At 67.0% G+C, this 11,434-nt stretch carries 11 protein-coding genes; 8 read left to right on the forward strand and 3 right to left on the reverse strand.

What is annotated here, in order from left to right:
- Positions 1-255: 255 nt before the first annotated feature.
- The gene (gene bfr, locus FFS10_RS21615; RefSeq protein WP_137896665.1) at positions 256-732 is read right to left on the reverse strand and encodes a bacterioferritin; all 477 of its coding nucleotides are present in this window, start codon (positions 730-732) and stop codon (positions 256-258) included.
- Between the two features lie 137 nt (positions 733-869).
- The gene (gene ppsR, locus FFS10_RS21620) at positions 870-1,691 is read right to left on the reverse strand and encodes a posphoenolpyruvate synthetase regulatory kinase/phosphorylase PpsR (protein ID WP_137896666.1); all 822 of its coding nucleotides are present in this window, start codon (positions 1,689-1,691) and stop codon (positions 870-872) included.
- A 204-nt stretch (positions 1,692-1,895) separates the two neighbouring features.
- Between ppsR and ppsA the strand changes: the two genes are divergently transcribed.
- The 8 genes from ppsA (at position 1,896) to dnaB (ending at position 9,867) form a co-directional block, all read left to right on the forward strand.
- On the forward strand, positions 1,896-4,307 hold the full coding sequence (gene ppsA, locus FFS10_RS21625) for a phosphoenolpyruvate synthase (protein WP_137896667.1): 2,412 nt from the start codon (positions 1,896-1,898) through the stop codon (positions 4,305-4,307).
- Positions 4,308-4,355: 48 nt separating this feature from the next.
- Entirely contained in the window at positions 4,356-4,619 is a 264-nt protein-coding gene (locus FFS10_RS21630) for a DUF4212 domain-containing protein (RefSeq protein WP_137896668.1), read from the forward strand.
- Positions 4,612-6,705: a VC_2705 family sodium/solute symporter gene (locus tag FFS10_RS21635; protein ID WP_137896669.1), complete on the forward strand. Its 2,094-nt coding sequence runs from the start codon at positions 4,612-4,614 to the stop codon at positions 6,703-6,705. Before FFS10_RS21630 ends, FFS10_RS21635 begins: the two co-directional genes overlap by 8 nt.
- A gap of 130 nt (positions 6,706-6,835) precedes the next feature.
- Positions 6,836-7,201, forward strand: coding sequence for a 30S ribosomal protein S6 (gene rpsF, locus FFS10_RS21640; protein WP_137896670.1), 366 nt, complete (start codon positions 6,836-6,838; stop codon positions 7,199-7,201).
- A 21-nt stretch (positions 7,202-7,222) separates the two neighbouring features.
- On the forward strand, positions 7,223-7,510 hold the full coding sequence (priB, locus tag FFS10_RS21645) for a primosomal replication protein N (protein WP_137896671.1): 288 nt from the start codon (positions 7,223-7,225) through the stop codon (positions 7,508-7,510).
- A 14-nt stretch (positions 7,511-7,524) separates the two neighbouring features.
- Positions 7,525-7,806, forward strand: a complete 282-nt coding sequence (rpsR, locus tag FFS10_RS21650) for a 30S ribosomal protein S18 (protein WP_137896672.1) — start codon at positions 7,525-7,527, stop codon at positions 7,804-7,806.
- 11 nt (positions 7,807-7,817) lie between these two features.
- Positions 7,818-8,270 (forward strand): 50S ribosomal protein L9, encoded by a 453-nt coding sequence (gene rplI, locus FFS10_RS21655; protein ID WP_137896673.1) that lies wholly within the window; start codon positions 7,818-7,820, stop codon positions 8,268-8,270.
- Positions 8,271-8,445: 175 nt separating this feature from the next.
- Complete coding sequence (gene dnaB / locus FFS10_RS21660; RefSeq protein ID WP_137896674.1) at positions 8,446-9,867, forward strand: replicative DNA helicase; 1,422 nt, start codon at positions 8,446-8,448, stop codon at positions 9,865-9,867.
- A gap of 70 nt (positions 9,868-9,937) precedes the next feature.
- Here the strand turns inward: dnaB and FFS10_RS21665 are convergent.
- Positions 9,938-11,434: PhoH family protein (locus tag FFS10_RS21665; RefSeq protein ID WP_249931383.1), on the reverse strand; the 1,497-nt coding region annotated here is incomplete at its 5' end.

Below are 11,434 nucleotides of genomic sequence, written 5' to 3' on the forward strand. Positions count from 1 at the left end.
GAGGCGGGGGCGGGCCGGGAGGCCTGCGGGCGGCGCTTGGCGCGATGGGGTCTGGACATGGTCGTAGCCTTGGGTTTTGGGTGAACGGCTGGCTACAACCGGGGCCCGGGCCGGGCCCGCGCGGCATGGCTGGCGGGAGAATGAATCGCGGCATTGTAAACGAATGCGAATCATTCTCGTTATGTTTGTAAAAAAATGCCCGTGACTGGCCCGGTCGGGCCCGGGGTCACGGGCTGTCGTCAGCGGCGGCCCGCCTCAGCTCGGATCGCCCATCAGGCTTTGCAGGTAGTTCTGCAGCCCGACCTGGTCGACCAGCCCGATCTGGGTCTCCAGGAAGTCGATGTGCTCCTCGGTGTCGTCCAGGATGTCCTGCAGCAGGTCGCGCGAGACATAGTCGCGCACGCTCTCGCAGTAGGCGATGCCTTCCTTGATCGTGGCCTGGGCGCCTTGCTCGGAACCCAGGTCGCAGCGCAGGATCTCGGGCACGTCCTCGCCTATGGCCAGCTTGCCCAGGTCCTGCAGGTTGGGCAGGCCGTCGAGCACGAAGATGCGGTCCATCAGCTTGTCGGCGTGCTTCATCTCGCCGATCGACTCCTCGTATTCCTTCTTGGCCAGCTTGTCCAGCCCCCAGTGCTTGAGCATGCGGTAGTGGACGAAGTACTGGTTGATGGCGGTCAGCTCGTTCTTGAGCTGGGCCTGCAGATGGGCAATGACTTGGGCGTCGCCTTTCATGGTCGCTTCCTTGGTGTTGTGGTCGCGGCGATTGTCGGGGCAAGCCCGCTCGCCTGCAAGGGCAAGACCCTGTCGGGGCCTGCGGGCTGAGGGTGCGTCTGAGACGCGTTCTCGATCCGCATCGCGCAGGCCGATTTCTAGTAGGTGAGCCGCTCCGGTCGCAGCTCCTGCAGGATGGTGGTGGCGATTTCCTCGATCGATTTGGTGGTGGTCGACAGCCAGCGTATGCCGGCGCGGCGCATCATGGCCTCGGCCTCGGAGACCTCCATGCGGCAGTTGGCCAGGCTGGCGTAGCGCGAGTTGGGGCGGCGCTCGTTGCGGATCTCGGACAGGCGATCGGGATGGATGGTCAGGCCGAAGATCTTGCCGCGGTGCGGCACCAGGGCCGCCGGCAGCTGGCGGCGCTCGAAATCCTCGGGGATCAGCGGGTAGTTGGCGGCCTTGAGGCCGTGCTGCATGGCCAGGTAGAGGCTGGTCGGGGTCTTGCCGCTGCGGCTCACGCCGACCAGGATCACGTCGGCCGCCTGCAGGTCGCGGTTGGACTGGCCGTCGTCGTGTGCCAGGCTGAAGTTGATGGCCTCGATGCGGTCGTGGTATTCCTTGCTCTTGCTCACGTCGCTGAAGCGGCCCACGCGGTGGTGGGACTTGATGCCCAGCTCCTGCTCCAGCGGGTGCACGAAGGTGCCGAACATGTCCAGCAGCATGCCCTGGCAGCCGTCCTGGATCACCTTGAGCACCTCCATGTTGACCAGGGTGGTGAACACGATGGGTTTGCGGCCTTCGACCTCACCGGTGTGGTTGATCTGGCGCACCGCCTGGTGGGCCTTGTCGACCGTGTCGATGAAGGGCAGGCGCACATGGCGCGGCTTCATCTCGAACTGGGCCAGGATGGCGTTGCCGAAGGTTTCGGCCGTGATGCCGGTGCCGTCGGAGACGAAGAAGACGGTGCGGTTGTGCATGGCTGGCTGGATATACAAAAGCAAAAGGGCGCCTCGAACGTTTTGGCGGGCCTGTGGTGACAGCCCCTACAATCACGCGCAAGCAACGAATTCTGTCATGCAGCGCCCCGACCCATTACAAGAACACCAAAGTCGAATGGCCGGCATGAGCGTCGCCCGCGTGAGGCGGCGCGCAGACCCAGTTTCAACTTCTGGAGCTTTCCCATGTCTGCACTCTACAGCGCGACCGCCTTGGTCGTACCGTTTGAGAACCTGAGAATGAGCGACGTCGAGGTCGTTGGCGGCAAGAACGCCAGCCTCGGCGAGATGATCTCGCAGCTGCCCCAGGGCGTGCGCGTGCCCACCGGCTTCGCGACCACGGCCCATGCCTTCCGCGAGTTCCTCAAATACGACGGCCTGAGCGAGCGCATCAACGCCCGGCTCGACGTGCTGGACACGGAGGACGTGCGCGCGCTGGCGGCGGCCGGCGCCGAGATCCGGGCCATGGTCGAGGCCCAGCCCTTCCCGGCCGATCTGGAGAAAGCCATCCGCGAGGCCTTCGCCAAGCTCAGCGAGGGCAACGCGCAGGCCTCGTTCGCCGTGCGCTCCTCGGCCACGGCCGAGGACCTGCCCGACGCCTCGTTCGCCGGCCAGCAGGAAACCTTCCTCAACGTGGTGGGCATCGAGCAGGTGCTGCACAAGATGAAGGAGGTGTTCGCCTCCCTGTACAACGACCGCGCGATCAGCTACCGCGTGCACAAGGGCTTCGCCCATGCCGACGTGGCCCTGTCGGCCGGCGTGCAACGCATGGTGCGCTCCGACCTGGGCGCCGCCGGCGTGATGTTCACCATCGACACCGAATCCGGTTTCGAGGACGTGGTGTTCATCACTTCCAGCTATGGCCTGGGCGAGACCGTGGTGCAGGGCGCCGTGAACCCCGACGAGTTCTACGTGCACAAGCCCATGCTCGAGGCCGGCAAGAAGGCCGTGATCCGCCGCAGCCTGGGCTCCAAGCTGATCGAGATGGTGTTCGCCACGCCGGAGGAAAAAGCCGCGAGCGGCAAGCTGGTCAAGACGGTGGACGTGCCGACCGAGCAGCGCAACCGCTACTCGCTGAGCGACGCCGACGTCGAGCAGCTGGCGCGCTACGCCGTGGTGATCGAGCGGCACTACGGCCGCCCCATGGACATCGAATGGGGCAAGGACGGCAGCGACGGCCAGCTCTACATCCTGCAGGCGCGCCCCGAGACCGTGAAGAGCCAGCAGCAGGGCAAGGCCGAGCTGCGCTACAAGCTCAAGGGCAAGGGCGCGGTGCTGGCCGAGGGCCGCGCCATTGGCCAGAAGATCGGCACCGGCCCGGTGCGCCTGGTGCACAGCATCGCCGAGATGGACCAGGTCCAGCCCGGCGACGTGCTGGTCACCGACATGACCGACCCGAACTGGGAGCCGGTGATGAAGCGCGCCAGCGCCATCGTGACCAACCGTGGCGGCCGCACCTGCCACGCCGCCATCATCGCGCGCGAGCTCGGCATCCCGGCCGTGGTCGGCTGCGGCCACGCCACCGAGCAGCTCAAGGACGGCACCCTGGTCACGGTGAGCTGCGCCGAGGGCGACACCGGCTACATCTACGATGGCCTGCTGGAGACCGAGGTCAGCGAGGTGCAGCGCGGCGAGATGCCCGCCATAGCCACCAAGATCATGATGAACGTGGGCAACCCGCAGCTGGCCTTCGACTTCGCCCAGCTGCCCAACGCCGGCGTGGGCCTGGCGCGCCTGGAGTTCATCATCAACAACAACATAGGCGTGCACCCCAAGGCCATCCTGGACTACCCGAACATCGACGCCGACCTCAAGAAGGCCGTCGAGTCGGTGGCGCGCGGCCATGCCTCGCCGCGCGCCTTCTACGTGGACAAGGTCGCCGAGGGCGTGGCCACCATCGCCGCGGCCTTCTGGCCCAAGCCAGTGATCGTGCGCCTGTCGGACTTCAAGAGCAACGAGTACCGCAAGCTGATCGGCGGCAGCCGCTACGAGCCCGAGGAAGAGAACCCCATGCTGGGCTTCCGCGGCGCGGCGCGCTACATCAGCCAGGACTTCGGCGAGGCCTTCGCCATGGAGTGCGAGGCGCTCAAGCGCGTGCGCAACGACATGGGCCTGACCAACGTGCAGGTGATGGTGCCCTTCGTGCGCACCCTGGGCCAGGCCGAGCGCGTGACCCAGCTGCTGGCCCAGCACGGGCTCAAGCGCGGCCAAGGCGGGGACGCCTCCGGCTCCGGCGCGCTCAAGCTGATCATGATGTGCGAGGTGCCGAGCAATGCCATCCTGGCCGAGCGCTTCCTCGAGTTCTTCGACGGCTTCTCGATCGGCTCGAACGACCTGACCCAGCTCACCCTGGGCCTGGACCGCGATTCCGGCCTGGAGCTGCTGGCGGCCGACTTCGACGAGCGCGATCCCGCGGTCTCGGCCCTGGTCGGCCAGGCCATCCGGGCCTGCCGCGCCCAGGGCAAGTACATCGGCATCTGCGGCCAGGGCCCCAGCGACCACCCGGACTTCGCGCGCTGGCTGATGGAGCAGGGCATCAGCTCGATCTCGCTGAACCCCGACAGCGTGATCGAGACCTGGACCCAGCTCGGCCAGTGATCGCAAACACCTACGGCCGCCGCGGTGCGGCCGTGCGATGATCCGCGGATGACCACGACCGCTCCGGAGCAGCGGCCCCATTCATCCGCCGCCCTGGCGCTCAAGGCCGTGCTGTTGCTGGCCTGGGCGGCCGTCTCCTTCGGAGTCTGCTTCTTCGCGCGCGACCTCCAGTTCGACCTGGCCGGCTGGCCGGTCAACTACTGGATCGCGGCGCAGGGGGCGGTGCTGGTGTTCATTGGCGTGGTTGCCCTTTACGCCTGGTTCATGAACCGGCTGGAAGCGGACATGCCCGACCTCGAGGACCATGGCTGAGCCCGGCCCGGTGCTGACCTATGCCGCCTACCGGCGGCGCCTGCATCGCAACCTGCTGTGCTTCGTGGCGGGTCTGTTGGTGTTTCTGGCACTCATGGCCTGGGCCGAGCAGCGCGGGCTGTCGCGCAACTGGATCGGCCCCATCTTCCTGTTTTCCACCGTGATGATCTATGCGGTGATCGGCATCTATGGCCGCACCACCGACGCCGACGAGTATTACGTGGCAGGGCGCCGCATCCCGGCGGTCTACAACGGCATGGCGGCGGCGGCCGACTGGATGAGCGCCGCCTCCTTCATCAGCCTGGCCGGCGCTTTGTACCTGCAGGGCTTTTCGGGCACCGAGTCGCAGCCTGGCGGCCTGGCCTACGTCATGGGCTGGACCGGGGGCTTCTGCCTGGTGGCGCTGCTGATCGCGCCGCACCTGCGCCGGTTGCGCCTCTATACCGTGCCCGACTATTTCGGGCTTCGCTTCGGGGGCCGCTGGCCGCGCCGACTGGCCGCGCTGGCCGCCGTGCTGTGCTCGTTCACCTATGTGGTGGCGCAGATCTACGGCATCGGCCTGATCGCCTCGCGGCTGACCGGCGTGCAGTTCGAGATCGGCATCCTGCTGGGCCTGGGCGGCGTGCTGCTGTGCTCCTTCCTGGGCGGCATGCGCGCCATCACCTGGACCCAGGTGGCGCAGTACATCATCCTGCTGCTGGCCTTCCTGATCCCGGTGTCCTGGCTGGCTTACAAGCAGCTGGGCACGCCCCTGGCGCCGCTGGTCTATGGCTCGCAGATCCCCAAGATCGCCGCCCTGGAGCGGAAGCTGATCGAGTCCCCGGCCGAGCAGCAGGTGCGCGCCGAGTACCTGCGGCGCGCGCGCATGTACGAGGCCAGGCTGCAGAACGTGACGCAGGCCATGCAGCAGGAGCGCGCCGGCATGGAGGAGCAGATCCGCATGCTCAGGGCCGAGGGGGCGGATTTCTCGCTGATCCTGGCCGCGCGCCGCGAACTGGCGGCGCTGCCCAGGGACGCCGCGTCGGCGCGCGAGCTCTGGACCCGTGCCATGCAGGACAGCTACGAGCGCGCCAAGCCGCTGGGCGGGCTGCCGCCGCACAGCCAGGCCTTCGCCGGCGACCCGCAGGGCACGCCGGCCGAGCAGAAGGCCTTCCAGACCTCGCGGCTGAATTTCCTGGCGCTGATGTTCTGCCTCATGGTGGGTACGGCGGGGCTGCCGCACCTGCTCACGCGCTACTACACCACGCCCTCGGTCGGCGAGGCGCGCTCTTCGGTGGCCTGGTCGCTGTTCTTCATCGCGCTGCTCTACCTGAGCGCGCCGGCGCTGGCGGTGCTGGTCAAGTACGAGATCATGCAGGGCCTGGTCGGCAGCAGCTTCGACGCCTTGCCGAACTGGATGGCGCAGTGGGCCCGGGTCGACCCCTCGCTGATCTCGGTCGCCGACGTCAACGGCGACCGCGTGCTGCAGTTCGGCGAGATCCGGCTCGGCGCCGACATGATCATGCTGGCCACGCCGGAGCTGGGCGGGCTGCCCTTCGTGGTGTCCGGCCTGGTGGCAGCCGGCGGCCTGGCGGCGGCGCTATCCACGGCGGACGGGCTGCTGCTGACCATCAGCAACGCGCTGGTGCACGACATGTCGGCAGACGCCGGGCCGCGCCGCCGCACCCCCGAAAGCCATGTGATCCTGTCCAAGTTCGCGCTGCTCGCGGTGGCCATGGTGGCAGCCCTGGTGGCCGCCTGGAAGCCCGCGGAAATCCTGGCCCTGGTGTCGGCCTCGTTCTCGCTGGCGGCCGCGGCCTTCTTTCCCGCCATGGTGCTGGGCATCTTCTGGCCGGGCACCACCCGCCGGGGCGTGGTGGCCGGCATGCTGTGCGGGCTGGGGCTGACCGTGTACTACATGCTGGTCAATGCCCCGGCGCTGCGTGCCTGGTGGGGGCTGGAGCCCGGCGGGGGGCTTTGGCTCGGCATACAGCCCGTGTCGGCGGGCGTGTTCGGCGTGCCGTTCGGCTTCGCCGTGGCCTGGGGCGGCAGCCTGCTGGACCGGCGTGCCCGTCCCGCGGCGGCCTTGCTCGCCAGCGCCGATTGACGCACCTGGGTGCCGGCCGAGGCGATGTCGGATTCGGCTATAATGCCGGGTTCCGCCTTGCTGCACCCCAAACAGACGCTGGGGGCAGCTCTTACCTAAATCCCTTTCGGGTGACCCACAAGGAGTCTCAATGCGTCATTATGAAATCATTCTGCTGATCCATCCGGATCAAAGCGAACAGGTTCCGGCCATGCTGGAGCGCTACAAGGGCATGATCACCGCCGGCGGTGGTCAGGTGCACCGCGTGGAAGACTGGGGCCGCCGCCAGCTGGCCTACCAGATCAACAAGCTGGGCAAGGCCCACTACCTGTGCGTGAACATCGAGGCCAACCAGGACGTGATGGCCGAGCTCGAGCATGCGTTCAAGTTCAACGACGCCGTGCTGCGCCACCTGACGGTGCAGAAGAAGAAGGCCGATACCGGTCCTTCCTCGATGATGAAGACGGTCGAGCGCGAAGAGGCCCGCAAGGCCAGCCAGGCCGAGTTCGCCGCCTGACGGGCGCTTTGCCCGCGGAGCGTGAATCGCGTCGAGCTGACTGCCTGTATCGCGGAGCTGAATGCCCTGCGCTACACACCGGCCGGTCTGCCCGCCCTGGATCTGAGGCTCGAGCACGAGTCCAGCACCGAGGAGGCGGGGCAGGCCAGGCAGGTCAAGGCGGCGCTCAAGGCCGTGGCCCTGGGGGCCATGGCTGAGCGCATCGGCCGCCAGGCGGTCGGTAGCGTCTGGCGCTTCACCGGCTTTCTGGCCACGCCCCGCAATGGCAAGCACGTCGTGTTGCACATCCAAGAGTTTCAGCAAGATTAATTTCAGGAGGCCCCATGGCCACGTTCAAAAAGTTCAACAAAGACAAGCGCCCCAAGCGCAACACCCAGTCCCTGCTGTTCAAGCGCAAGCGCTTTTGCCGCTTCACGGTGACCGGTGTCGAGGAAATCGACTACAAGGACATCGACACGCTGCGTGACTTCATCGCCGAGAACGGCAAGATCATCCCCGCGCGCCTGACCGGCACGCGCGCGATCTACCAGCGCCAGCTCAACACTGCCATCAAGCGCGCCCGCTTCCTGGCCATGCTGCCGTACAGCGACCAGCACAAAGTCTAAGGAGACCGACCATGCAAATCATTCTGCTCGACAAGGTCGTGAACCTCGGCAACCTCGGCGAAATCGTCAAGGTCAAGGACGGCTACGCCCGCAACTTCCTGATCCCGACCGGCCGTGCCCGCCGCGCGACCGCGGCCAACAAGGCCGAGTTCGAAGCCCGCCGTGCCGAACTGGAAAAGGCCGCCGCCGCCAAGCTGGCCGAAGCCCAGGCCCAGGGCGAGAAGCTCGCCGGCAGCACCATCAAGCTGACCCAGAAGGCCGGCGTGGATGGCCGCCTGTTCGGCTCCGTGACCAACCACGACATCGCCGAAGAGCTGGGCAAGCAGGGCTACCAGGTCGTCAAGTCGCAGATCCGCATGCCCAGCGGCCCGATCAAAGTCGTGGGCGACAGCGCCGTGGGCGTCTCCCTGCACACCGACGTGCTGGTGGACATCACCGTGACGGTGTACGGCGAAACCGCCTGATCTGCCTTTTCCGATCAAGGCCGCCGGGCTCAGCCAGGCGGCCTTTTTCATTGGGGCGGCCGATTGTCCACAGCGATCAGCGACCAAGTCACCGGCATTGCACCGCTTATCAACAGACTTATCCCGTGACGCGGCTGCCCGCGGCGCGTAGCATCAGCAGCTTCAAGGATTCCCCATGTCGGCCGTACTTTCCTCTCCGTTTCCCGATGAGCACGACGATCTGCCGCTGGACCGCCAAGTGGCACAGCTGCGCGTGCCGCCGCACTCGATCGAGGCCGAATCGAGCGTGCTGGGCGGCCTGCTGCTGGACAACAACGCCTGGGACCGCGTCGGCGACCTGCTGGTCGATGGCGACTTCTACCGGCACGAGCACAAGCTGATCTACGCGGCGATGGGTGCGCTGATCAACGCGTCCAAGCCGGCCGACGTGATCACGGTGTTCGAGCACCTGCAGAACCAGGGCAAGGCCGAGGAGATGGGCGGCCTGGTCTACCTGAACTCGCTGGCGCAGTACGTGCCCAGCGCGAGCAACATCCGCCGCTACGCCGAGATCGTGCGCGAGCGCTCCATCCTGCGCAAGCTGGTCAGCGCCAGCGACGAGATCGCCACCAATGCCTTCAACCCGCAGGGCAAGGCGGTGGACAAGATCCTGGACGAGGCCGAGCAGAAGATCTTCAACATCGGCGAGGAAGGCTCGCGCATGAAGCAGGGCTTCCACAGCATGGAGTCCCTGGTGGTCGAACTGCTAGACCGCGTCAGCGAGATGGCGGAGAACCCCAACGACATCACGGGCGTGCGCACCGGCTTCTACGAGTTCGACAAGATGACCTCGGGCCTGCAGCCCGGGGACATGATCGTGCTGGCCGCGCGGCCGTCCATGGGCAAGACCTCGCTGGCGATCAACATCGCCGAGCATGTGGCGCTGAACGAGGGCCTGCCGGTGGCCGTGTTCTCCATGGAAATGGGCGCGGCCCAGCTCGCCGTGCGTATCGTGGGCTCGATCGGGCGCATCGACCAGGGCCATCTGCGCACCGGCAAGCTGACCGACGACGAGTGGCCGCGCCTGACCGAGGCCATCGAGAAGCTGCGCAACGTGTCGCTGCACATCGACGAGACGCCGGGCCTGACTTCCAGCGAGCTGCGCGCCAACGCGCGCCGCCTGGCGCGCCAGTACGGCCGGCTGGGCCTGATCGTGGTCGACTACCTGCAGCTGATGAGCGTGTCCAGCAGCATGAGCGACGAGAACCGCGCGACCGCCGTCGGCGAGATCTCGCGCGGCCTCAAGATGCTGGCCAAGGAGCTCAAGTGCCCGGTGATCGCCCTGTCGCAGCTCAGCCGTGGCGTGGAATCGCGCACCGACAAGCGCCCCATGATGAGCGACCTGCGCGAGTCCGGCGCCATCGAGCAGGACGCGGACCTGATCATGTTCATCTACCGCGACGACTACTACAACAAAGACAGCAAGGAACCCGGGGTGGCCGAGGTGATCATCAGCAAGCACCGCAACGGCCCCACGGGCACCGTCAAGCTGGCCTTCCTCAAGCCGCTCACCAAGTTCGAGAACCTGGCAGCGGGCGTCGGCGGCGACGACTTCTGACGCCGGCGCGGCCGTGCCGATCTCATGATGGCGCACGGGCACCCTTGGGCGCCCACGGTAGCCCTCGGGCTTACAGCACTTCGCTGGCGAAATCCGCCAGGCGCGAGCGCTCGCCGCGCGCCAGCGTGATGTGGCCGCTGTGCGGCCAGCCCTTGAACTTGTCCACCGCGAAGGTCAGGCCCGAGGAGCCCTCGGTCAGGTAGGGCGTGTCGATCTGCGCCAGGTTGCCCATGCAGATGATCTTGGTGCCCGGGCCGGCGCGCGTGATCAGCGTCTTCATCTGCTTGGGCGTGAGGTTCTGCGCCTCGTCGATGATGACGTACTTGTTGAGGAAGGTGCGGCCACGCATGAAGTTCATGCTCTTGATCTTGATGCGGCTGCGGATCAGCTCGTTGGTGGCGGCGCGCCCCCATTCGCCGGCCCCGCCGCCGTCGCCTTTGGCCAGGAACTCGAGGTTGTCGTCCAGGGCGCCCATCCAGGGGCCCATTTTTTCCTCCTCGGTGCCGGGCAGGAAGCCGATGTCCTCGCCCACACTGACGGTGGCGCGGGTCATGATGATCTCGGTGTAGCGCCGCTCGTCCAGCACCTGGGTCAGGCCGGCGGCCAGCGCCATCAGCGTCTTGCCGGTGCCGGCCGTGCCGGTCAGGGTGACGAAGTCGACCTCGGGGTCCATCAGCAGGTTCATCGCGAAGTTCTGCTCGCGGTTGCGCGTGGTCACGCCCCAGACGGCGTTCTTGAGGTGGTTGAAGTCCTTGAGCGTCTTGAGCACGGCGGTCTTGCCGCGGATTTCGGTCACGCGTGCGTACAGGCTGGGCTCGCCGGGCGCTTCGAAGTAGACGAACTGGTTGATCAGCAGGCTGGGCACGATGGGGCCGCTGATGCGGTAGAAGGTGTGGCTGCCCTCCTGCCAGCTCTCCACCGTCTTGCTGTGGCGGGACCAGAAGTCGGTCGGCAGGGCCAGCGCACCGGCGTAGAGCAGGTCATCGTCGTCCAGGGCCTTGTCGTTCTGGTAGTCCTCGGCCGCCAAGCCCAGCGCACGCGCCTTGACGCGCATGTTGATGTCCTTGGACACCAGCACCACCTCGCGCGGCGCATGCTGCTGGCGCAGCGCCTCGACCACGCCGAGGATCTGGTTGTCGGCCTTGCCCTGGGGCAGGCTGGACGGCAGGGTGTAGTTCAGCACCTGGGTCTGGAAGAACAGCTTGCCGCCGGCCTCGGGGTGGCCGGTGCAGTCGAGCTGCAGGCCCTGGCCCATGTCGGCCCCCTTCGCTGCGGCCAGCGCGTCGAGCGAGCGGCTGGTCTGCCGCGCGTTGCGCGCCACCTCGGTCATGCCCTTCTTGTGGCCGTCGAGCTCCTCCAGCACGATCATCGGCAGGAAGATGTCGTGCTCCTCGAAGCGGAACAGGCACATGGGGTCGTGCATGGGCACGTTGGTGTCGAGCACGAACAGCTTGGTGGGGCCGTTGGGGCGAGCCTTGCGGGCGCGGCTGGCCGGCGCGGCCTCGGGGGTCGGGGCAGGGGCCTCGAGTGCGGCCGTGGGACGGCGCCGGCGCACGCTTGTGGTTCC

The organism is Ramlibacter sp. 2FC, from assembly GCF_005503345.1.
Classification (GTDB): domain Bacteria; phylum Pseudomonadota; class Gammaproteobacteria; order Burkholderiales; family Burkholderiaceae_C; genus SCMQ01.

Coding starts and splice junctions, on each gene's coding strand:
- bfr (WP_137896665.1), bottom strand. CDS start 732: ATGAAAGGCGACGCCCAAGTCATTGCCCATCTGCAGGCCCAGCTCAAG.
- ppsR (WP_137896666.1), bottom strand. CDS start 1,691: ATGCACAACCGCACCGTCTTCTTCGTCTCCGACGGCACCGGCATCACG.
- ppsA (WP_137896667.1), top strand. CDS start 1,896: ATGTCTGCACTCTACAGCGCGACCGCCTTGGTCGTACCGTTTGAGAAC.
- FFS10_RS21630 (WP_137896668.1), top strand. CDS start 4,356: ATGACCACGACCGCTCCGGAGCAGCGGCCCCATTCATCCGCCGCCCTG.
- FFS10_RS21635 (WP_137896669.1), top strand. CDS start 4,612: ATGGCTGAGCCCGGCCCGGTGCTGACCTATGCCGCCTACCGGCGGCGC.
- rpsF (WP_137896670.1), top strand. CDS start 6,836: ATGCGTCATTATGAAATCATTCTGCTGATCCATCCGGATCAAAGCGAA.
- rpsR (WP_137896672.1), top strand. CDS start 7,525: ATGGCCACGTTCAAAAAGTTCAACAAAGACAAGCGCCCCAAGCGCAAC.
- rplI (WP_137896673.1), top strand. CDS start 7,818: ATGCAAATCATTCTGCTCGACAAGGTCGTGAACCTCGGCAACCTCGGC.
- dnaB (WP_137896674.1), top strand. CDS start 8,446: ATGTCGGCCGTACTTTCCTCTCCGTTTCCCGATGAGCACGACGATCTG.